Origin of the sequence: Amycolatopsis sp. NPDC050768 (assembly GCF_040654155.1) — a bacterium.
Lineage (GTDB): Bacteria > Actinomycetota > Actinomycetes > Mycobacteriales > Pseudonocardiaceae > Amycolatopsis.
This window is the reverse complement of the sequence record NZ_JBFAHL010000011.1, coordinates 240,825-262,047: the sequence shown is the minus strand read 5'-3', so window position 1 is coordinate 262,047 and position 21,223 is coordinate 240,825. Positions and strand designations below refer to the sequence as shown.

General features: G+C 70.6%; 23 protein-coding genes. 9 read left to right on the top strand and 14 right to left on the bottom strand.

The window, feature by feature from the left end; genetic code table 11:
- Nucleotides 1-42 precede the first annotated feature (42 nt).
- Nucleotides 43-642, bottom strand: a complete 600-nt coding sequence (locus AB0H62_RS30440) for a TetR/AcrR family transcriptional regulator (protein WP_360589777.1) — start codon at nt 640-642, stop codon at nt 43-45.
- Nucleotides 643-746: 104 nt separating this feature from the next.
- On the opposite strand from AB0H62_RS30440, the gene AB0H62_RS30435 reads away from it, so the two are divergent.
- Genes AB0H62_RS30435 through AB0H62_RS30425 form a run of 3 tightly spaced genes read left to right on the top strand, consistent with a single transcriptional unit; the run spans nt 747 to nt 3,290 of the window.
- Nucleotides 747-1,670 carry a 2-dehydropantoate 2-reductase gene (locus AB0H62_RS30435; RefSeq protein WP_360589775.1) on the top strand — a complete coding sequence of 308 codons (924 nt, stop codon included), beginning with the start codon at nt 747-749 and terminating at the stop codon, nt 1,668-1,670.
- Entirely contained in the window at nt 1,667-2,749 is a 1,083-nt protein-coding gene (locus AB0H62_RS30430) for an enolase C-terminal domain-like protein (protein WP_220243383.1), read from the top strand. The genes AB0H62_RS30435 and AB0H62_RS30430 overlap by 4 nt, the downstream gene beginning before the upstream one ends.
- 16 nt (nt 2,750-2,765) lie before the next feature.
- Nucleotides 2,766-3,290: a TIGR00730 family Rossman fold protein gene (locus tag AB0H62_RS30425; protein ID WP_220243384.1), complete on the top strand. Its 525-nt coding sequence runs from the start codon at nt 2,766-2,768 to the stop codon at nt 3,288-3,290.
- Nucleotide 3,291: 1 nt separating this feature from the next.
- On the opposite strand, the gene AB0H62_RS30420 is transcribed toward AB0H62_RS30425, so the two are convergent.
- The 4 genes from AB0H62_RS30420 to AB0H62_RS30405 form a co-directional block, all read right to left on the bottom strand.
- Nucleotides 3,292-4,053 (bottom strand): formylglycine-generating enzyme family protein, encoded by a 762-nt coding sequence (locus AB0H62_RS30420; protein ID WP_360589904.1) that lies wholly within the window; start codon nt 4,051-4,053, stop codon nt 3,292-3,294.
- Between the two features lie 212 nt (nt 4,054-4,265).
- Nucleotides 4,266-4,694, bottom strand: a complete 429-nt coding sequence (locus AB0H62_RS30415) for a VOC family protein (protein WP_360589773.1) — start codon at nt 4,692-4,694, stop codon at nt 4,266-4,268.
- Nucleotides 4,695-4,719: 25 nt separating this feature from the next.
- The gene (locus AB0H62_RS30410) at nt 4,720-6,426 is read right to left on the bottom strand and encodes an MOSC and FAD-binding oxidoreductase domain-containing protein (protein WP_360589771.1); all 1,707 of its coding nucleotides are present in this window, start codon (nt 6,424-6,426) and stop codon (nt 4,720-4,722) included.
- 90 nt (nt 6,427-6,516) lie between these two features.
- Nucleotides 6,517-7,383, bottom strand: a complete 867-nt coding sequence (locus AB0H62_RS30405; RefSeq protein ID WP_220243387.1) for a DUF427 domain-containing protein — start codon at nt 7,381-7,383, stop codon at nt 6,517-6,519.
- A 116-nt stretch (nt 7,384-7,499) separates the two neighbouring features.
- Between AB0H62_RS30405 and AB0H62_RS30400 the strand changes: the two genes are divergently transcribed.
- Together AB0H62_RS30400 and AB0H62_RS30395 are read left to right on the top strand one after the other, a co-directional pair.
- Complete coding sequence (locus tag AB0H62_RS30400) at nt 7,500-8,102, top strand: ABATE domain-containing protein (RefSeq protein ID WP_255638352.1); 603 nt, start codon at nt 7,500-7,502, stop codon at nt 8,100-8,102.
- A 10-nt stretch (nt 8,103-8,112) separates the two neighbouring features.
- Nucleotides 8,113-9,030 (top strand): pyridoxamine 5'-phosphate oxidase family protein, encoded by a 918-nt coding sequence (locus tag AB0H62_RS30395; RefSeq protein WP_360589769.1) that lies wholly within the window; start codon nt 8,113-8,115, stop codon nt 9,028-9,030.
- Here AB0H62_RS30395 and AB0H62_RS30390 read toward each other — a convergent pair.
- Nucleotides 9,027-9,632 (bottom strand): CGNR zinc finger domain-containing protein, encoded by a 606-nt coding sequence (locus AB0H62_RS30390; RefSeq protein ID WP_360589767.1) that lies wholly within the window; start codon nt 9,630-9,632, stop codon nt 9,027-9,029. The two genes, AB0H62_RS30395 and AB0H62_RS30390, sit on opposite strands and share 4 nt — an antisense overlap.
- 5 nt (nt 9,633-9,637) lie before the next feature.
- Complete coding sequence (locus AB0H62_RS30385; RefSeq protein WP_360589765.1) at nt 9,638-10,795, bottom strand: MFS transporter; 1,158 nt, start codon at nt 10,793-10,795, stop codon at nt 9,638-9,640.
- Between the two features lie 87 nt (nt 10,796-10,882).
- On the opposite strand from AB0H62_RS30385, the gene AB0H62_RS30380 reads away from it, so the two are divergent.
- A complete protein-coding gene (locus tag AB0H62_RS30380; protein WP_360589763.1) occupies nt 10,883-11,494 on the top strand; it encodes a CGNR zinc finger domain-containing protein in 612 nt (203 codons plus the stop codon).
- A gap of 116 nt (nt 11,495-11,610) precedes the next feature.
- Here the strand turns inward: AB0H62_RS30380 and AB0H62_RS30375 are convergent, their stop codons facing one another.
- From AB0H62_RS30375 to AB0H62_RS30345, 7 genes are all read right to left on the bottom strand, one after another.
- Nucleotides 11,611-12,723 (bottom strand): IniB N-terminal domain-containing protein, encoded by a 1,113-nt coding sequence (locus AB0H62_RS30375; RefSeq protein ID WP_360589761.1) that lies wholly within the window; start codon nt 12,721-12,723, stop codon nt 11,611-11,613.
- 338 nt (nt 12,724-13,061) lie between these two features.
- The gene (locus tag AB0H62_RS30370) at nt 13,062-13,874 is read right to left on the bottom strand and encodes a class I SAM-dependent methyltransferase (RefSeq protein WP_360589759.1); all 813 of its coding nucleotides are present in this window, start codon (nt 13,872-13,874) and stop codon (nt 13,062-13,064) included.
- Between the two features lie 23 nt (nt 13,875-13,897).
- Nucleotides 13,898-14,503, bottom strand: a complete 606-nt coding sequence (locus AB0H62_RS30365; RefSeq protein ID WP_220243393.1) for an EndoU domain-containing protein — start codon at nt 14,501-14,503, stop codon at nt 13,898-13,900.
- Between the two features lie 115 nt (nt 14,504-14,618).
- On the bottom strand, nt 14,619-15,200 hold the full coding sequence (locus AB0H62_RS30360) for a DsbA family protein (protein ID WP_220243394.1): 582 nt from the start codon (nt 15,198-15,200) through the stop codon (nt 14,619-14,621).
- Between the two features lie 109 nt (nt 15,201-15,309).
- A complete protein-coding gene (locus AB0H62_RS30355) occupies nt 15,310-16,095 on the bottom strand; it encodes an alpha/beta hydrolase (RefSeq protein ID WP_220243395.1) in 786 nt (261 codons plus the stop codon).
- Nucleotides 16,092-16,811 carry a nitroreductase gene (locus AB0H62_RS30350; protein ID WP_220243396.1) on the bottom strand — a complete coding sequence of 240 codons (720 nt, stop codon included), beginning with the start codon at nt 16,809-16,811 and terminating at the stop codon, nt 16,092-16,094. The genes AB0H62_RS30355 and AB0H62_RS30350 overlap by 4 nt, the downstream gene beginning before the upstream one ends.
- Nucleotides 16,812-16,830: 19 nt before the next feature.
- Entirely contained in the window at nt 16,831-17,340 is a 510-nt protein-coding gene (locus AB0H62_RS30345; protein WP_220243397.1) for a DUF4863 family protein, read from the bottom strand.
- A gap of 160 nt (nt 17,341-17,500) precedes the next feature.
- On the opposite strand from AB0H62_RS30345, the gene AB0H62_RS30340 reads away from it, so the two are divergent.
- The 3 genes from AB0H62_RS30340 to tkt all read left to right on the top strand — a co-directional run bounded on the left by AB0H62_RS30340 (nt 17,501) and on the right by tkt (nt 21,162).
- The gene (locus AB0H62_RS30340; protein ID WP_220243398.1) at nt 17,501-18,178 is read left to right on the top strand and encodes a TetR/AcrR family transcriptional regulator; all 678 of its coding nucleotides are present in this window, start codon (nt 17,501-17,503) and stop codon (nt 18,176-18,178) included.
- 54 nt (nt 18,179-18,232) lie between these two features.
- Nucleotides 18,233-18,919, top strand: a complete 687-nt coding sequence (locus AB0H62_RS30335) for a nitroreductase family protein (RefSeq protein WP_360589755.1) — start codon at nt 18,233-18,235, stop codon at nt 18,917-18,919.
- A 173-nt stretch (nt 18,920-19,092) separates the two neighbouring features.
- Complete coding sequence (tkt, locus tag AB0H62_RS30330) at nt 19,093-21,162, top strand: transketolase (protein ID WP_255638354.1); 2,070 nt, start codon at nt 19,093-19,095, stop codon at nt 21,160-21,162.
- Nucleotides 21,163-21,223: the final 61 nt, after the last annotated feature.

The window sequence follows — 21,223 nt, the reverse complement described above, 5'->3', positions numbered from 1 at the left end:
CCGTTCGAGTGGGCGCCGTCACGAGGTGGGCGCCCAACGGCGTCAGACCGAGGCAGGAGCCTCGGCGGCCAGGCCGGCGAGTGCGCCGTCCGCGATCGTCTGCAGGGTGATGCGGCCCGGGTTGGTCTTGGCGAGCACGTTCATGCCCTGCACGACGGCCACCAGCAGGGGCGCGGATTCAGGGCCCGCACCCCGACGGAGTTCGCCGGCGGCGCGGGCGCGGGTGAGGGCGCCGGCGAAGCTGGTGCGGAGGTTGGCGAGGTGCTGTTCGAACATCGCGGCCAGGGCGGGGTCGCGGTCGGTGAGTTCGACGAGCGAGTTGGTGACGAGGCAGCCCCAGCGGCGGCGGCCGTCGACCATGGCGTCGACGAGGTGGGCGAAGTAGTCGCGCAGGCCGCCCATCCCGCTGGGGGCGACGTTGAGCCGCTCGACGGCCTCGGCGGACACGGTTGCCGCGTAGGCGCGGAGTGCGGCGACGAACAGGGCGTGTTTGTTTCCGAACGCGGCGTAGACACTGCCGGGCTGGATGTCCATGGCCTGGCACAGCGCCTGGATCGACGTGGCGTCGTAGCCGCGCTGCCAGAAGATGTCCAGGGCGACGCCGAGGGCTTCGTCGACGTCGAAGGTGCGTGTGCGTCCCACGCCGTAATAGTAGAGTAAGCGTTCAAGAATATCGACAGCGCTGAACCAGCATGGTAGAAATCCAGGGCACGCAACTTGGATGAGCGACCAACTAAGGGGATCACATGCGGGTCGTGGTGATGGGCACCGGCGGAGTGGGCGGCTACTTCGGGGCACGGCTGGCCCAGGGCGGCCACGACGTGAGCTTCATCGCCCGCGGCAAGCACCTGGAAGCGTTGCGCACCAACGGGTTGAAGGTCGAGAGTGCCTTCGGCGACCTGCACCTGCCGAAGATCGACGTGACCGACGACCCGACACAGCTCGCCCCCGCCGATCTCGTGTTGTTCGGGGTGAAGCTGTGGGACACCGAGACGTCCGCGGAGCTCATCAAGCCGTTGCTCACCGAGCAGACGGCCGTGGTGTCGTTCCAGAACGGTGTGGTCAAGGACGACATCCTGCGCCGCGTCCTCGGGCCCGAGCACGTGATCGGCGGCGTCTGCTACATCGCCGCCACGATCGCCGAGCCGGGCGTCATCCGCCACACGGGCACGCTGCAGAAGCTGGTGTTCGGCGAGTACGACGGCACCATCTCGGCGCGTGTTCAGAAATTCCACGACGCGTGCGCGGAAAGCAACATCGACGTGGAGATCAGTACCGGCATCGAACAGACGATCTGGGAGAAGTTCGTGTTCCTGGTCGGCCTTTCGGGCACCACGAGCACCGCGCGCACCACGATCGGCCCGATCCGCGCCAACCCGCGCTCGCGGGCGTTCCTGCACGACGTGATGGCCGAGGTCCTCGAGGTCGCGCGCGCCCAGGGCGTGGCGCTGCCCGCCGACTACGCCGACGACCGGCTCGCCTTCACCGACGGTGTGCCCGAAGGCATGACCTCCTCGATGCACCACGACCTCGAACGCGGCAACCGGCTCGAGGTCACCTGGCTCAGCGGCGACGTCGTCGAGCGCGGCAAGGCGCTGGGCGTGCCGACGCCGTGCAACCGCGCCATCACCGACATCCTCGCCGTGCACAGCGAAGGCCACCGCTCATGAGTCTCACGGTCCGCTCGGTCGAAGCCACGCTCGTGCTGGTGCCGATGCGCCGGCCGCTCGGTACCAGCGCCGCGCGCGTCTCGGCGGCGCCGTTGCTGCTACTCGACCTGCACACCGAGGAAGGCGTGACCGGGCGGGCGTATTCGTTCTGCTACCTCGAAGCCGCCGGCCACGCCGCCGCCGCACTGGTCCGCGACGTGCACACCACGTTGGCCGGCACCGCGGCCGATCCCGCGGCCGTGCGGTCGACGCTCGAAGCGAGGTTCAAACTGCTCGGCGTGCAAGGGCTCGTCGCCGCGGTGGTGTCGCTCGTGGACACCGCGTGCTGGGACGCGCTGGCCGTCGCCGCGGGCCTGCCCCTGGCGCGGCTGCTCGGCGCGCCGCTGAAGCCGATCCCCGCGTACAACAGCAACGGCCTCGGCCTGATCGAACCGGCGGCCGCGGCCGACGAAGCCCTGGAACTCGTGGCCGAAGGCTTCCGCGCGGTCAAGATGCGGCTCGGTCGCCCGGCCGCCGACGATCTGGCCGCCGTGCGCGCCGTCCGTGCGGCGGTCGGCCCGGACATCGAGGTCATGGCCGACTACAACCAGGCCCTCGACCTGCCCGACGCCCTCGCCCGCTGCGGCGCGCTCGACGACGAAGGCCTGTCGTGGTTCGAAGAACCCGTGCGCCACGACGACTACGCGGCCAACGCCCAGCTCACCGCCACCCTGCGCACCCCCGTGCAGATCGGCGAGAACTTCGCCGGCCCGCGCGCGATGGCCGTCGCCCTGGAGCACGACGCGAGTGACCTGGTCATGCCCGACCTGGACCGCATCGGCGGCGTCACGGGCTGGCGCGACGCCGCCGCCCTGGCCGGCACCCGCGGCATCCCGCTGTCGTCGCACCTGTTCCCCGAGGTCAGCGTGCACCTGCTCGCCGCGACACCGACCGCGCACTGGCTCGAGTACGTCGACTGGGCCGCCCCGATCCTGCGCGAGCCGCTGCGGATCGCCGACGGCCACGCAACGCCGCCCGACCGCCCGGGCAACGGCCTGGAGTGGGACGCCGAAGCGGTCGCGCGGTACCGCGTGGGCTGAGCTTTATAGTTCGGCCATGAACATCTGCGTCTTCCTCTCCGCCGCCGACCTCGACGAGCGCTACACCGAGCCCGCGCGCGAGTTCGCCGACCTCGTCGGCAAAGGCGGCCACACGCTGGTGTGGGGCGGGTCCGACCGCGGCCTGATGAAGGTCGTCGCCGACGGCGTGCAGGCTTCGGGCGGGCGCCTCGTCGGCATCTCGGTGGAGCTGCTGCGCGCCGCCGCCCGCAAAGACGCCGACGAGATGGTGATCACCGCGGACCTCGCCGAACGCAAGGCGCTGCTGCTCTCGCGTTCCGAAGCCGTGGTCGTGCTGGCCGGCGGCCTCGGCACGCTCGACGAGGTCACCGAGGTCCTGGAACTCAAGAAGCACGGGCTGCACCACAAGCCGATCGTGCTGCTCAACACCGACGGCTTCTACGACGGCCTGATCCTGCAGCTGCGCCGCATGGAAGACGACGGTTTCCTGCCGCTGCCGCTCGACGACCTCGTGCACTTCGCCGCCGAACCCGCCGACGTGCTGGCGTACCTCGAGTCCTGACTCAGACGTCGGCGGCGGTGCGAAAACCCGTGTTGCCGCTGGAAGAATCGGGAGTGTTGCCCGTCCGGGCGGCGACGCGGTAGCGGTTGCAGTAGGACTCGTGGCACAGGTACGACCCGCCGCGCATCGACCGGTTTTCGGGGTCGAACCGGTCGGCGCACCACTCCCAGACGTTGCCGGACACGTTGTACAGGCCGAAACCGTTGGGCGAGAACGCATCCACGCGCGCGGTGCCGACGTGGCCGTCTTCTTCCGTATTGTGCGCGGGGAACCGGCCCTGCCAGATGTTGCACCGGTGCTCGCCGCCGGGGGTGAGTTCGTCGCCCCACGGGAACCGCGCCTGGTCGAGCCCGCCGCGCGCCGCGTACTCCCACTCGGCCTCGGCCGGGAGCCGACGCCCGGCCCACGCGCAGTAGGCCAGGGCGTCGTTCCAGGACACGTGGACAACGGGATGGTCCCACCGGTCCTCGACACTGCTGTGCGGTCCTTCCGGCGCCCGCCAATACGCGCCCGCGACCCCGCACCACCACGGCGTCTGCTCCGGCCGCGGCGAAATCTTCCGCAGCGCACCGGGCACGAACTTCGCGAACACGTACGTCCAGCCGAAGTCCTCGGCCTCCGTCCGGTGCCCGGTGGCCTCGACGAACTCGGCGAAGCGCGCGTTGGTCACCGCGTGGGCGTCGATGGCGAACGGCGCCACCGTGACTTCCCGCACCGGGCCTTCCCGATCGTCGGGGAAACCGTCGGCGTCGTCAGTCCCCATCCGGAAGCTGCCGCCGGGCAAGGTGAGCAAACCGTCCGCGTTGGTCGCGGGCCCGGCCGGAACCTCGGCGGCCACGGAATGGTGCGAAGAGCGCGAAGGCGGACAACATTCGGACACGGGATGGGAACCTCCTCACCCGCACAGTAACTTCCCGAACACCTGCCGACACTTCCCGCACAACCAACGGCAGCTTCCGCACATCCGCCGACTCGTCAGGCGCGGTACCCGATCTCCTGCACCACCCACGTGTTCCCGTCCGGGTCCGCGAAGTCGAAGGCGCTCGCGTAGTCGCGGCGGTCGGCGTCGAGGCCGGGTGCCCAGTCGCCCTGCCAGTCGGCGAGGCCGGCCTTGTGGCGGAAGTCGCCGACGGGGACGCCACGGCCGGCGAGCTCGCCGCGGGCGGCTTCGAGGTCGGTGACGACGAGGTAGGTGGTGCGCGCCGAGCCCGGGGCGGCGTCGGTGAGGCCGGTGCCGAGCTGGACGGAGCAGGCGGAGCCGGGCGGGGTGAGCTGGACGACGCGGTAGCCGTCCTGCGGGTGGTAGTCGACGTCGAGGGAGAACCCGACCTGGTCGGTGTAGAACTTCAGCGATTTGTCGACGTCGCCGACGGCCAGGGTGAGGACCTCGAGAGCCCAGTTCATCGTGGTGTTCCTTTCGAGCACGGGGTTACATGTCCAGGACGAGATCGGCGCGCGGGGTGGAGCAGCACACCAGCGCCTGCCCCGGAGCCGGCGGCTCCAGCGGCGAAGGCGAGTAGTCGACGGAACCGGAGAGCACGGGCGTCACGCACGTGTGGCAGACGCCGCTGCGGCAGCTCCAGCGCGCGGGCACGTCACACGCCTCGGCGAGCTCCAGCAGGCTGCCACCGGGGAACGGGGCCGAGATGCCGCTGCGCGCGAACGTGACGGTCGGCCCGGTTCCGGGCGGTCCCTCCGGCGCGTGCGGCGGGCGCGCGGTCTGGCCGACAAGGCCCGGGTTGATGGCGTCCAGCGCGCCGAACAGCTCGCTGTGGATGTGGGACGCGGCCAAACCCGCCGAGGTGAGGGCGGCGGTCATGTCCGTCATGAACGGCACCGGGCCGCAGAGGTACGCCGACGCGTCGGCGGGCAAACCCAGCTCCACCAGCGCGTCTTTGGTGAGCCGCCCGGAATGGGCTCCCGCCGCGGTCCGTTCCTCCGCCGTCGCCGCACTGTAGAAGATGTCCGCGCGGCCACCGGGCAACGCGGCGACCAACCCCCGAGCCTCGGCGGCCAGCGGGTGCTCCGCCGGCCCGCGCGCCCCGTGGATCCACCACACCTCACGGGTGCTGCCCTGCGCGGCCAGCTGGTGCAGCATCGCCAGCACCGGCGTCGCACCGATCCCGGCGGACACGAGCAGCACCGGCGAAGAACCGTCGCCGAGCACGAAGTCGCCTCGCGGCGCGGCCACGTCCAGCACCGCGCCTGCCGCCAACCGCGTGGTCAGGAACGTGCTGGCCACGCCCTCGCGCTTCACGCTGATGCGGTAGCCCTCGGAACCGGGCGCGGAGGAAATCGAGTAGCTGCGCACCGGGGCCGGTGTGGCGGCGCCCGGGACCCGCAGCGTCAGGTACTGCCCGGGCCGGGCGGCGGGCAGCGCGCTGCCGTCCTCGGCCTCGAAGTACACAGACGTCACCGAGGTGCTCTCGGGCCGCACTGCCGTGACGCGCAGCGGACGGAAGCCGTCCCACGCGGGTCCCTGAGCGACGGTCCCGATACCCAGCAGCTCCTCGAACGACTGCCGCCATCCCGGGCTCAGCGCCGGGATCCCCGCGGCGACGCGCAGTTTCTCGCCGTCCTTCTCAGGCAGGTACAGCAACGCATCGGTATCGGCCACGCTCAGCGCGCCCGGCCCGGTGCGCGTCTTCACGATCGGGTCGCCGGCCGTGAGGTGGCCCTCGCGGATGACGCGGAAGTAGAACCCCGGCCGGTGGTGGGCCACGAGCAGCGCGGGCAGCTCCGGCTCGCCGAGCCGCATGCCGACGCGGTAACACGTGACCCGCGGCTGCGTGACCTCGAACTCGGCCTCGCCGATGCGATAGCGGTCGCCGATGCACACCTCGTCGTCGGGCAGGCCGTCGACGGTGAGGTTCTCGCCGAACGAGCCGTACTCCAGGCCGTCGCGGCCGAAGTGCTGCTCCCAGTGGCGGTACGAGCCGATCTGGTAGACGAACACGGCTCGCTGCTCGCCGCCGTGACCGCCCTTGTCTCCCTGGCCGTCGCCGTCGATGTTGAGGCGGCGAACCATGGCCGGGCCGTCGACGGAGTGCTTCCACACTCCCGTGTAGACGGTCTTGCCCTGCCAGGACACGTTTTTCGGCAGGCCCACGTTCACCGAGAGCACTTTTGCGGTCATGCCAGCACCTCCTGCGCCGCGACGACGTACCACTGTGACACGGTTCCCATCGGTTTCCCCGGCTCGTTCGGATTCGGTAAGGCTCGCCCGTCAGGCGGTGCGCTTCTCGATCTCGTCGGTGTCGAGGCCGCGGTCGACACCGTGCGCGATCACGGTCTGGCCGGGCTCCAGCGACTGCCGCACGCCGTCGAGGTAGACCTCGATCTTGTCCGGTTCGAAGGACACCAGGCCGGAGACGCGTTCGACCTCGGTCCAGGCCTGCTCGTACGACCAGGCGGCGCCGGCGTGCGAACCGATGTCGTAGTAGCTCGCGAGTCCCTTGTACGGGCAGAACGTCTGTCCCTCGATCGGGGTCAGCGCCCCGTCCACGATGTCCTCGCGCGGCACGTACCAGCGCGGCGCGAAGCCGGACTCGTACAGCACCACCGGGTTGTGCGTGTCGGCGATAACGCGGTCACCATCGCGGACCACGAGGTGACGCGACGTGCTGCGGATGTCGTTGCGGTGGTAGAGGTCCGCGGCGTGGCCGACGATCCGGTCGTCCTCCTCGTAGAAGGCCTCCATGGCGCGCCACGCGAACGCGACGCGGTCCTTCAGCACGTCGGCGTACTCCGGCAACCCGGTGTACTCCCACGCCGCACGCTCCGCGCGGCCTTCGCCGGCGGCAACCGTGTACCACGTGGTGTCGCCCAGCTCGCGGTGCTTCGTCACGCGGCCGCTCGACTCCAGCACGCCGTCGGCGATGGCGGTCTTCGGGAAGAACGCCACCGGGTAATGGCCCGGTTCGTGCAGGAGCAGCACGTCTTCACTGTCGACGATCCACTCACCACCGAAGCGGACCCGCATCCGCCTGCGCAGCGGCTCCACGAAGAGCAACCGCTCGGGCAACGGCTCCGGGGTGAGGAACCTGCCGACCGACCTGGTCGAAAGCGGTCCCTGCTGCCATGCCAGTCCCATGACTTTCGCCTTCCTTCTCGCTAACGGATGTGCAGACTGTATATCCGTTAGCTCGACGAGCACAAGACCTCTTCAAAAACTTGTCGACGGCGATGACTAATGCGTACACTCATGCCATGAGCAGTAGTGTCAGCCTGGAGGACATGCAACGGGCCGGCTTCCCGATGGGCGGTGAGCCGCTGGTCGCGCTGGATCTCGCCGACACGCTCGCGGCCGAGACGGAGCCGGGCGACGGCGACCTCCTCGCCTCACCCGAGCGCAGCGCCGCCTGGTGGCGGCTGGAGCTGCCGCGGCTGCCGGGGTCGGCGGCGCCGGACCTCGTGCCCACGCGCCGGCTGCGGTCCGCGATCCGGGACCTGCTGGAAGCGCACCTCGACGGCCGCGGGCCCGCGCCCGCGTCGCTCGAGGAGGTCAACGCGGTCGCGGCGGCCGTGCCGACGAGCCCGCGGCTCGAAGCGCACGAGGCCTGGGAGACGCACACGCGCTGGCACAGCGAGCACGGCGGCAACGTCGCGCTGGCGGCCATCGCGCGCGAAACGATCGAGCTGTTCGCCGACCCCGCGCGCCTCGCCCGGCTGCGCCGCTGCGCAAACCCCGACTGCACGATGTTGTTCCTCGCCACGAACCGGCGTCGCCAGTGGTGCGCGGGCAACGTCTGCGGGAACCGCGTGCGGGTCGCCCGCCACTACCGCCGGACCCACGACCAGCAAGCCGGATGAAAGGGCACACATGACCACCCAACCGATCGCCACCGGGTTCCACAGCGGTGAGCTGAGCGTGCAACGGCAGGCCGGGCTCGAGTTCGAAGCGGCGCGGCTCGAAGGCATGCTCGCGCCGGCGCACCTGAGCCGCGGGGCCGAGGGTTTCCTCGCACAGCGGGAGTTCGCGGCCGTCACGGCGCGCGACGCCGATGAGACACTGTGGACGTCTCCCCTGTTCGGGCCCGCCGGTTTCCTGGAGGGTTTCGACACGACGTTGGTCGTGCACACGCGCCCCGGCGCCGGCGATCCCCTGCACGAGCTGCCCACGGGCGAGCCGGTCGGCCTGATCGCCGTCGAGTTCGCGACCCGGCGCCGGCTGCGGGTGAACGGCACCGTCGTGGCCGCGGAGGAGGGCGGGTTCCTCCTCGACGTGGAGCAGGCGTACGGCAACTGCCCGTCCTACATCCAGCAGCGCCGGCTGGAGATCGACCCCGAGCCGGCACTGGCCGCCGTCGAACGATCGGACGCCCTGACCGACGCCCACCGCGCCCTCATCCGCCGCGCGGACACGTTCTTCCTCGGCACGATCCACCCGACGCGCGGCGCCGACTCGTCCCACAAGGGTGGCGAGCCCGGCTTCGTCCGCCTCGACGGCGACGACGTGTGGTGGCCGGACTACGCGGGCAACAACCTGTTCAACAGCCTCGGCAACATCACCACCGACCCCGAAGCGTCACTGCTGTTCCTCGACTTCACCACCGGCACCACGCTCCAGCTGACCGGCACCGCCGCGCTCGAATGGGTCACCCCGGGCACCGCCGGCGAGGACGACGCCACGGGCCGCCGCGTCCGCTTCCACCCGACGCGGGTGGTGTCGCGCACGGGAGTGCCGCTGCACGCGTCAGACGTGGTGCTGTCGCCGCACAATCCGCGAGTGACGACTTAAGAGTCCACAGTAGACACTGCCCGTTCCCGGAAGGCCGCCGCCTTGCTGCTGTTGCCACAGCGCTGCATGGAGCACCAGCGGCGCGGGCGGCCGCCTGGCGTGTCGAGAAAGAGCATGCGGCACAACGGCGAGTCGCAGGCGCGGAGGTGGGTTCGGCGGGCCGGGTCGGTGACGACGTCGATGGCATCACGGGCGACGGTGGCCAGCACTTGGGCGGACGTGCGAAGGCGGGGGCCTGAAGCCAGGCGGCCGTCGGCGGCCAGCTCCAGACGCGGTGGTTCCGTGGCGAGGACGGCGTACGCCTCGACCGTCGCGGCCGCGGTGGGGTCTACCGGGGCGTCGGCCATGACGTCCGTGACCACGCCGAACACGGCTTCCCGCAAGCGTTGCGCGTCGGAAAGCGCGGCGTCGTTTGCCTCGCCCGGGAGCAGCGGCAGGCCGACGCCGGTGGCCCACGCGTCGAGGCGGGCGGTGTCCCCGAGGCGCTCGATGGCCGCGGTCGGGCGACGGCCGAGGGTGGCGACGAGGTCGAGGGCTCGGGAACCGGCGCCGAAGCGAAGTTCCTTGAGCTGGGCGGTCACGCGGACGCGGGGCTGGGTCACCGCGATCACCGCGCCACGCGAGCAGGGAAGGGCGCGGTGACGACGACCAGCACCACGCTCACTCCGGCGGCGACCACGAAGGCCACGGGCGCCGGGATCACGACATCGACCGCCGCGAACAGGTACGGCGCCGCGAAACCGAGGTACGCCAGGCAGTAGAACACCGCCGTCACGCCGGCGAGATCGGCTGCCTCCGCGACCGCTTCGACGCGGCTGAGCCCACCGACCAGCAGCATGCCGTAAGCCGCGCCCAGGACCACAGCGGCGGGGAGCGTCAAGAGAGCCCGCCCCAGCTCCGTCGACAGCGCGGCGAGCAGGAACCCCGCCACGGTCAGGCCGAGGCCGCAGGTCAGCACGAGCGGGCTGCGCCGTCGTTCCAGAGCGCGGGCCACGGGCTGGACGAGCAACCCGCTGCCCAGCGTCAGCCCCGCGATCACACCGCTGCTCGCCACGGGCGCGACCGGCGCGGGCAACAGCGTCGGCAGGACCGCGAAACTCGTCGTCGCCACGCCGAACACCAGCGGCGCGCTCGGCACGATCCGGCGGAGGAACTCGGGACTGGTCAGTGCGTGCTTGAGCTCGCGACGCCGTCCTCCGGAAGAAGCCGCGCCCGTCACGGTTTCCGGAACGTTCCACACCAGCACGCCGACCACCACCGTCACCGCGATGTGCACCAGGTACGGCACCACGGCCGGCGCCGGCAGCCACTGCGCGAGGACCCCGGCGACCAGCGGCCCGCTCCCGAACCCGACCGACAGCGAAATCGCGGCCCGGCGCGCACCCGCTCCCGGACCGGCGTCCGCGGACAGCTCCTTGATCCACGCGCTGCCCGGCCCGAACGCGGCACCCGAAGCGACTCCCGCGACGAGCCGGCCGAGCGCCAGCACCCACGTCGATCCGGCGCCGAACAGCAGGATCACCGAAGCCAGTGCCGAAAGCACCAGCACCGGGCGCATCACGCGGCGCCGGCCGAACCGGTCGGAGAACCTCGCGCCCAGTAGCAGTGCCGGAATCAGCCCCACCACGTACGCGCCGAAGATCGCCGTGACGATCGTCGGCGAGAGGTGCTCCTGGTCGCGGTAGACGATGAGCAGCGGCGAGAACTGGTTGGCTCCCCAGCCGACCGCGAGCACCGCCGCGCCGACCCTGGCCCACGGGCTCATGGCTCCTCCAGTCCGCTAGTAACCTCAGTATGAGTTACTAACAGCGCCCTGACCACCCCGCGACGGTGTGACGGATATCGTGGAGCCATGACCGCCGGACCGACCCTCGAGGACGTGCAGGCAGCCGGGTTCCCCATGGGCGGCGAGCCGCTCGTGGCCCTCGACCTCGCCGACACCCTCATGACGGCAGTGGACCCCGCCGTCGACCTGATCGAACCGACGGACGGTTACGAGACCTGGTGGCGGCTGCAGCTGCCCCGGCTGCCCGAGGCGAGCGTCCCCGCCGCGGCGGCGACGCGACGGCTGCGCGCGGCGATCCGCGACCTGCTGGAGTCGCACCTGGAGACCCGGGCGCCGCAGGCCGTTTCGATCGAAGACCTCAACGCGTTCGCCTCGGCCGTGCCGCGAAGCCCGCGGCTGGCCTTGGACGCCGAAGGCGCGCTGACCGCGACCACGCGCTGGCACACCGAACACGGCGGCAACGCGGCGCTGGCGGCCATCGCCACCGAGGCGATCGACCTCCTGTCTTCCCCGGCACAGCTGGAGAAACTGCGCCGCTGCGCGAACCCCGCGTGCTCGATGCTGTTCGTCGCGGAGACCAAGCGGCGGCAGTGGTGCACGGGCAACATCTGCGGCAACCGGGCGCGGGTGGCGCGCCACTACCGGCGGACGCACGCGCCTTCGCCTTCGCCTTCGTGAGCACAGTGCCTTCCCAGGACACAGTTTCTTTCCAGGACACAAAAAGTCTTCCAGGACACAAAAAAACAGGCCCGGACCAAACGGTCCGGGCCTGTTTTCAGTTGGAGCGGTGGAACTCAGTGACCGAGCAGCGGCAGGTGGCCGAGCGCGTCGGTCGCGGTGTGTAGGTCGAGGCCGTGGGCCAGGTCCTGCGCGTGGGTCTCGACGCCACCCAGCGGCGAGCCGGTGTGGGTCGCGTCCGCGACGTCGGCGATCGGCGTGTGCTGGATGCCCGCGGTGTCGGCCTGGCCGACGGTGTCGAGCACGTGGTGCACGGTGTCGCCCACGACCGGGGCCTGCGGCGCGGCGGCCGACAGGGTGTGGGTCACGGAGCCGACGGTGCCGGTGACGTTCGGGACGGCCGGCAGAGCCGGGACGGCCGGAACACCCGGAACCGCCGGGAGGGCCGGCAGCGCCGGGACGGCGGCCGCGGCCGGGACGACGTGGTCCAGCGTGTGCGACAGGTCGCCCGCGGCACCGAAGTCGGCGCGCTCGTCGCCGTGGATGCCGACCGGGGTGGAGCCGATGGCGTCGTTGACGTGGCCGAGCAGGCCGGCGCCGGTGACGCGGACGTCCTCGACGAGACCGGACACCGGGCCGCCGACGAGCGGGACGTCGTTCAGCGCGGCCACGGCGGCCTTCGGCATGAGGGCGTCGCCCAGGTGGTTGGTGACCGCGTCGACCGCGGAGCCCACGAGCTTGCCGTCGAAGACGTGCTCGCCCACCGCGTCCACGGTGTGCTCGAGGTCGATCGCACCGGCGGCCACGACCGGGCCGGCGATCGGGACACCGTTGACCGCACCGGCCACGTGGTCCACGACGTTCGAGACGGTGCCGAGGGTGGAGTGGGTGAGGGTGTTGAGGCCGGTCTGGTCCGCGAAGTCGCTGACGGTCTCGAACACGCCGCTCAGGTTCGGCAGGCCGCTGGCCAGGCCGGTCACGTTCGGCAGGTCGGCGCGCTCGCCGGCCGCGTGCGAGAGCACGTTGCCGAAGACCGGCAGGCTCGGGGCGGCGGCCAGCGGGGCCGTGTCGGCCAGCAGCGGCATGATGTCCTGCACATCGGCCGGCGAAACGTCGGCCAGACCAGCAGTGTCGAGCAGGCCCTGCGGGTTGGCGGCGTAGGCGGCCGCGGCCTGCGGGTCGCTCAGCAGGGTCATGGCGAATTCGTGCAGGTTCTGCACCGCGTCCATAGTTTGTTGTCTCCTGTGCACTGATTGATTCGGCCGTCGTGGGCATGCCGCGAAGTCGAAGGGGTTCGGGACGAAGATAGGGCGCGGCCGTTCGGCGGCCATCGGGGGCCTCCCCGGGGGTTCGACGCATCGGCGTTAGGGATTTCGGGCCCCGCCCCATTAGGGGGACTAGGGAAATTCGCCACTGCGCGGCGATTAGCCGTGGTCAGCGAGGTGCGGCCGATTTCGCCCGCTTCGCCTGTGGGGCGGGGATCCTGGCCGCTCGTTCGGAGACACGCGGTACTCCTCGGAGTGATCGTCGGAGAAACCACCCGTTGGTGTGACAACCAGGCCCGATTTCACGGCCGCCAGACATCGACGACGAACTCGCGCATCTGCTCACGGAACTTTCCGGATGGACTCGCGGCGGTGAGAAGGCTCCGCAATTCGGACTCGAAAGCGCCCACGCGATCGCCGAAGAGGTGCGGTGCGGAACTCGACAACGAGAACACCGTGGCGACGACGTCGTCGATATCCCGGACGACGGCGGAGCCGGGCACCTCGATCCGCTGGGGGCCGGTGAATCCGGCGCCGCGGTAGATCGCCGTCTCCCCTCCGGCCGTGCCTTCGGGGAGGACACCGCGGCCCGCGCGTCGGGTTTCGCCGAGGTATTCGCGCACGAGCTCGGTGATCCGCTCGTGGGGTGGCGCCGATTCGGTCGTGGTGCCGCGGTGGGTGGTGGCGTGCACGTGGACGCAGGCGCCGCCGGGCTCGAGCATTCCGCGCACCGCCGCGGCGACGCGGGGGCGGTCGAGCCAGTGGAAGGACTGGGCGAACGTGACGAGCCGGAACGCGCCGAGTCCGGCCGGCAGGTCCTCGGCCCTTTCGTGGGCCCAGCGGGTGGTGGTGATTCCTTTCGCGGCGGCCAGCCGGGAGGCTTCGGCGAGCATGTCGGGGTCGGCGTCGAGGCCGACGGCTGCTTCGAAGCGAGTGGCGAGCAGCAGCGTCAAGGAGCCCGGGCCGCAACCGACATCGAGGAAGCGGCCGGAACCGTCGAGCCGCAATGCGTTGGCGAGCGCGTCGGCGAGCTCCGGCGGATACGCGACGCGGCCTCTCGCGTAGTAAGCCGCGCTGCCCGAGTACAGCGATTCGTCCCACTCCCAGCCCGCCATGGCCGTGAGCCTAGAGACGGGGATCAGTGCTGCACAGGGAAATACGTGAGCACCTCGCCCGTCGCCGGGTCGTGGTAGCCGGCGATCTCCAGGTCGGCGAAGGTGCCGGACCAGGCGCCCGTGGCGGGGTCGCGCAGGACGTCGGGCGAGGACCACGCGGCGGTGCCGGCCGCGGACACGGCCTCGGGCGTCCAGTCCGGCGGGAAGTAGGTGTGGTCGACGAAGGAGAAGCGGCCGTTCTTCAGGTTGCGGTACTCGGAGGCCCTGCGCGTGATCCCCGTTTCGGCCGGGGTCACGCCGGACGCGAGCAGGAAGCGGTGCAGGGACTCGAGTGCGGCGAAGAACACCTGCTGCGGCACGACGGCGCGTGGCCAGGTGCCGTAGAGGCTTTCGAGCACCACGCTGTCGCCGGTGAACGCGACGGAAGTGCCGTTGCCGAGCCAGGCCTTGGCTTCGCGCTGGGCTCGGCGGAGCAGGCCGGCGAGCTGCCCGACGGTGTGGGCGTCGGCTTGCGCGTCGGTGTAGAGGAAGGCGGCCAACGGCAGCTGGTCGGCCGGCGCCGAGATGCGCAGCCGGCGGGACTCGTCGAAGGCGAAGGCGAACGAATCACCCGTGCCGAACAAAACCATCGTGGAGCGGCTTTCTGACTGGACCGATCGGCCGGGCGGGTGATCTTTGTGCCACGGTATCACCCGCACTGACCTGCGAAGACTTCTGTGACACGGATCGTGGCACCGGCCAGGTTCAGCCGAGAGACCCAGCCCACGCCACGAACCATTCACGGGGCCGCAACCCGCTGAAGCTCCGGCCGCCGGCCACCCAGGCGGGAGTGCCCTCGACTCCGTTCTCGTACGCGAGGATCGCCGAGCGGCCCACGGCTCGGTCCGCTTCGCCCGATTCCCAGGCGGCGCGGACGATCTCGGGGTCGCCGCCGGCTTGTTCGGTCAGCTTGAGCAGCAGGTCGCGCGATTCGAGGTCCTGGCCTTCGCCGAAGTACGCGTTGAACACGGATGTGGCGAAGCGGTCGGCGACTTCGGGATCGTCGAGCGTGGTGTACGCGCCCAGCGCCGGCAGCGAGTAGGCGATCCGGTCCGTCCACTCGAGGGGCAGGCCCGCGGCTTCGGCCTCGCGGGCGAGGAACTCGTAGGTCGGGCCCACGCGAGGGCCGGCCAGGCTGCCGCCGGGGCCGATCTCGGGGTGGATCTGAAGCGGGTGTTCGTTTACCACCACGCCGTGTTCGCGCAGCACCCGGTTGCGGTCCTGAGCGATGTAGCAGAAGGGGCAGAGGAAATCGAACCAGTGCTCCACGGTCGGGGTCGTGGACATCGCGGGCTCCTTCACGTTGTTTCGATACGTTCATGATCTGTAACGAAACGACCGGGCTCCTTAGTCCCGGGTGGTCACGGGTGCCGCAGCCGGCACTCGCGTGCGTTTGTCAGGCCAGAACGGCGCGCAGCCACGCCGCCGTGGTCGCGAGGTTCACGGGGCCGTCGAACGCGGCATCCTCGTGCCCGGCCCCGCCGAGCAGCACGAAACTGCTCCTCGCCCCGGCCCGCACGAGCGCGTCGTGCAGCGCCCGGCCCTCCCCCGGCGGCACGATCCGGTCGCGGTCGCCGTGCGCGATCAGGAACGGTGGCGCCGCCGCCGAAACCCGCGCCAGCAGCGAATGCCCCGCCGGGTCGGCTCCGCCGAGGAAGTCGGCCTCGAAGTGGAACGGCAGCAGCTTCGCCTCCAGCTCACTGCGCGCCGCCGTGGCCGCCAGGTCGGCTTGTCCGAACCAGTGCACCACGGCCTGCACGGCACTCGACTCGTCGACGTTGCCGCCGACCGTCCCCTCCAGCTCCTCATCATTCGGCGACAACGCCAGCAGCGAACCCAGATACGCGCCGGCGGACGCGCCCCAGACCCCGAGCCGCCCGGTCTCGAGGCCGAGGCGCGCGCCGTTCGCCCGCAGCCAGCGCACGGCGCCCTTGACGTCGTGCACCTGCTGCGGGAACACCGCCCCTGGTGCCAGGTGGTAATCGACGGACACCACGGTCACACCGTGCTCCGCCAAGGGTGCCTGCCGGCGTGCGGCCTCGCCGCGCCGGTCGCCGCGGGTCCACCCACCGCCGTGCAGGTAGAGCACGACGGGCGCCCCCGTGGTGGGAGCGTGGTGGATATCCACCATCAGCCGGGTGCCGCCGACCGTCGCGTAGACGAGATCGCGGTCGACCGTCACGCCGGTTCCACCTGGCGGGTCACGGCGGCGGACTCGTAGAAGGTGACGAAGGATTCCACCGGCTCCCGCGTTGTGCGATATCCACCAAGGCGGTGGTCGTCGTCGGCATACCCGAGCGCGATTCCGCACACCACTAGGTGGTCGTCCGGAATGACGAGGTGGCGGCGCAACACCGGGTGGTAATCGATGAACGAAGCCTGTGCGCAAGTGTGCAGCCCGGCTCCGCGCGCGGACAACATCAGTCCCTGGAGGAACAGACCGGCGTCCACCAGCGCACCCTGCAGTGGTGCCCGGCTCACCGTGAGCACCAGCCCCACCGGTGCGCCGAAGAAGTCGTAGTTGCGCCGGTGGTGGTCGCTGCGGCCGGCGGTGTCGCCGGCCGCGATGCCGAGCGTTTCGGAATACAGGCCTTCACCGAAGCGACGGCGGCGCGAGCGGAACGGCTCGGGCCACGAGTCCGCCGCCGGCTGGTAGGCGAACTCGCCGACGGCGCGGCGGCCCTCGTCGTAAGCGCACAGCAGGTCGGCCGTCAACGCGCGCTTGGCAGCGCCCGTGAGCACGTGGACCTGCCACGGCTGGCTGTTGGAATTGCTGGCCGACGACGATGCCAGCGCGAGCAGCCGTTCGACCTCCGCGCGCGGCACGGGCGTCGGCAGGAACGCCCGGCAACTGCGCCGCGTCGCCATCGCTTCCTCGATCGTGGACGCCGGGTTCATGGCGCTGGGCTCCCCGGGTTCAGGCCGCGGGCGGCTGGATGTCGTAGGAGATCCGGCCGGCGGGCAGGTAGAACAACGCGATCAGCGCGCCGTCCTTGACCTCCGGGTAGTGGTGGCTGCCGGGGCCGGGCGCGGTCCAGCCGGGGCCGCTCCAGCCGTTCGGGCCCATCAGCTTCGCGCCGGGGTCGAGCGGCACCACGAGGTTGAGCTCGCCGTACGGGTGCTGGTGGTACTGCCCGCGGAACGGCTCGACGCTGTCCATGTACACGGCCGTGATGCTGAAGTAGTTGAGCACATCCTGCGGGTCGGCGATGCGGCTGCGGCGGTACTTCTTGCCCTCGACCTCGATGTTGGCGGCCCAGCCGGCCTCGACGCCCTCGGTGATCATGCGCGCCAGGTCCTGGTAGAGCTCACTGTCCGGCCCGTAGCGGGTGTTGAGCCAGGACTCGAGCTCCCCGCCCGCGGTGCGGTTCTTCACCTCGTTGAGGAACGGGATACTGCGGTCGATCAGCTCCTGGGGCGTGGTCATCGTCGACTCCGTTCGGTCCGCTGTGGTTCGGCGTTCCCAAACCGTACGTCCACATTTAGTTACAGTCAAGTACTGTAACTAAACTTGCCGCATAACAACACCTTCGTGTAACGGATCGGATATGCTTCGCAGATCGGTTTTTTCTCGGCGAGGTGGAGCCATGGCGCGGACACGCGATACGACGGCGGACGAGCAGGTCAGCACCGAAGACGGACCCAGGCCGGGCGGGCGCCCCCGGGACGCCGCGCTCGACGAGGCGATCATCCTTGCCACGCGCCGGCGGCTCGTCCTCGACGGCTACTCCCGCATGACGATCGGCGACATCGCCACGGACGCGAAGGTCAGCCGCCCCACGCTCTACCGGCGCTGGGCCACGAAGTTCGAGCTCGTCGTCGACGCGCTCGACTACGGTTTCCGCAAGCAGCGCGACATGTACGCGTTCGACCTCAGCGGACTCGAGCCGCGCGAGGCGCTCACGGAAGCCGTCCGCCGGCTCGACCCCGCGTACTTCAACCCGGACGCCATGGTGCTCATGGGCAACTTCGCGGGCGAGGCGATCCGCACGCCGGAGCTGCTCGACATCCTGCGCAAGCACGCCGTCGAACCCCGCGTGGAGCTCGTCGAAAGTGTGCTGACACAGCTACAGGACCGCGGCGCCGTGCGGGACGAGATCGACAAGCACACCATCGCGACGATGTGCTTCGGCAGCTACTTCGCGGCGTTCTACCGAGGGGAAGCCAAAACGGAGATCCCCGAGGCGGTCGTCGCCGTGCTCTGGCCGGCGCTGGAGAAGAAGCCCGCGCCGCGGCGGCGGGCGTCCACTTCGGGCAAACGGTGACAGGCATCCGTTCCGATCATTGACTGTAACGTAAATCGAGGCATAATCGGCTCCATGCCGCCTGTGCCCTCGATGGACGTCCACGAAGCCCTTTACACCACGCGAATGATGCGGCGCATGCATCCGGACGCGATTCCCCTGGACCTGCAGGCGCGCATCCTCGACGCCGCGATCCGGGCGCCGAACGGCGGCAACACCCAGCGCTGGCACTTCCTGGCCGTGGACGATCCGGGCATCAAGGCCGAACTCGCCCCGATCTGGCGGCGCTGCCGGGACAAGGAGTACGAGGACATCGCGGCCGGCACGTTCGCCCAGCCGATCCACGACCCCGAGAACCACCGCGAGACGATGAAGCGGATCTCGAAGTCCGCGGACTTCCTGACCGACCACTTCACCGAGATCCCGCTGCTGCTGTTCGTCTTCTCCATCGACGACCACGGCGGAGCCAACATCTACCCCGCCATCTGGAGCGCGCTGCTCGCCGCGCGTTCGGAAGGGGTCGGCGGGGTGCTCACCACGATGCTGCGCCTGGAGTCCGATCGGGTCATGGAGTTGCTCGATGTACCCGAGGACGAGGGCTGGGAGCTCACGGCCATGCTCGCGATGGGTTATCCGCGCGGCAAGTGGGGCGTGGCCGCGAACCGCCGCCCCGTGCACGAGGTGAGCAGCCGCAACCGATGGGGCAGCGAGTTCGGCATGTCCGTTCCCGAACCACTCTGGTCCGAAAAGTCACACACCTGAGTCGTCCGCTGAGAGCGGGCCCACGGTGAGTTGCCGGGGTTCGCGTCGGCTCATTACAGTCGAGCTCGGTGACCGACCGCGCCGCCCGGAAGCCCGCCGGGTGCCGCGGAACCGGCTCGGCGTGTGCGCACCACGGGCGGAAATCCCGACTACGCAGGGGAAGTCTGAGCACAGTGCCCGACACCGTCACCACCCGCCGCCTCCCGCAAGGCTGGACGGCCACCGACCTCCGCGCCGTGGACACCGTCCGCGTGCTCGCCGCCGACGCCGTCGAGAAGGCCGGCAGCGGCCACCCCGGAACGGCGATGAGCCTCGCACCGCTGGCGTACACGCTGTTCCAGCGCGAGATGCGCCACGACCCGGCCGACCCGTCGTGGCCGGCGCGCGACCGGTTCGTCCTGTCCGCCGGGCACACCAGCCTCACGCTGTACATCCAGCTGTTCCTCGCCGGTTATGGCCTCAAACTGGAGGACCTTCAGCAGCTGCGCACGTGGGGTTCACTCACCCCGGGGCACCCCGAGTACCGCCACACCCAGGGCGTCGAGGTCACGACCGGTCCGCTCGGGCAGGGCCTGGCCAACGCGGTGGGTATGGCCATGGCGTCGCGCCGCGAACGCGGGCTGTTCGATCCCGAACCCGCGCCGGGGCAGAGCCTCTTCGACCACTTCGTGTACGTGATCGCCTCCGACGGCGACATCCAGGAGGGCATCACCTCCGAGGCGTCGTCGATCGCGGGCCGCCAGCAGCTGGCGAACCTGATCGTGTTCTACGACGACAACGACATCTCCATCGAAGACCACACCGACATCGCGCTGTCCGAGGACACAGACGAGCGCTACCGCGCGTATGGCTGGCACGTGCAGGTGGTGGAGGACGGCGAGGACGTCGCCGCGATCCAGGACGCGATCGCGGCGGCGAAGGCCGACCCGCGCCCGTCGTACATCCGGCTCCGCACGGTGATCGGCTACCCCGCGCCGACCAAGATGAACACCGGCAAGATCCACGGCTCCGCGCTCGGCGCCGACGAGGTCGCTGCGGTGAAGCGCGTGCTGGGCTTCGACCCGGAGCAGCACTTCGTGGTCGAGGACGAAGTGCTGGCCCTGACGCGCGAGGCCGTCGCGCGCGGTCAGGCCTGGCGTGCGGAGTGGCAGGGCGAGTACGACAAGTGGGCCGCGGCGAACCCCTCGCGGCACGCGCTGCGGCAGCGCCTCTCCACGCGTGCGCTGCCGGAGGGCTGGACCTCGGAGCTCCCGTCGTTCGAGGTCGGCGCTTCGCTGGCGACGCGCAAGGGATCGGGGGCGTTCCTCGACGCGGTGGCCGACGTGCTGCCCGAGCTGTGGGGCGGTTCGGCCGACCTCGCGGAGAGCAACAACTCCACGATGACGGGCGCCGACTCGTTCGGCCCGATCGCGGCGGCGACGAAGATGTGGGCCGCCGAACCGTACGGGCGGACCCTGCACTTCGGCATCCGCGAGCACGCGATGGGCGCCATCCTCAACGGCATCGCGCTGCACGGCGGCACCCGGCCGTACGGTGCGACATACCTCGCGTTCAGCGACTACATGCGCCCAGCGGTGCGGCTGGCGGCACTGATGCGGCTGCCGGTGGTGTACGTGTGGACGCACGACTCCATCGGCGTCGGCGGCGACGGACCCACGCATCAGCCGATCGAGCACCTCTCGGCGCTGCGGGCGATTCCGGGCCTGAACGTGGTGCGTCCGGGTGACGCGAACGAGGCCGTTGCGGCGTGGCAGGCCGCGATCGAGGACGTCGATCACCCGACCGCGCTCGCGTTGACCCGGCAGCCGGTGCCGGTTCTGCCGGGTACTTCGGCCGAAGGCGTCGCTCGTGGTGGCTACGTGCTGGCGGAGGCGTCGAATGGCGCGCCTGAGCTGGTGCTGATCGGGACCGGCTCGGAGCTGCAGCTCGCCGTTTCGGCGCGCGAGCGGCTGGAGGCCGAGGGCGTGCCGACGCGCGTGGTTTCGCTGCCGTGCTTCGAGTGGTTCGCTTCGCAGGACCAGGCTTACCGTGATTCGGTGCTGCCGCCGTCGGTGAAGGCGCGGGTCGCGGTGGAGGCCGGGATCGCGTTGCCGTGGTATCCGTTCGTGGGTGATTCCGGCGAGATCGTCTCGATCGAGCACTACGGCGCTTCGGCCGACTACGCGACGCTGTTCCGCGAGTTCGGGTTCACGCCCGAGGCCGTGGTGGCCGCCGCCCGGGCAACGCTGGCCAAGGTGGCCTGATGACCACGCCCGGCCGGGACGACAACGCTTTCGCACTTCACGTCATCCCGGCCGGGTCACC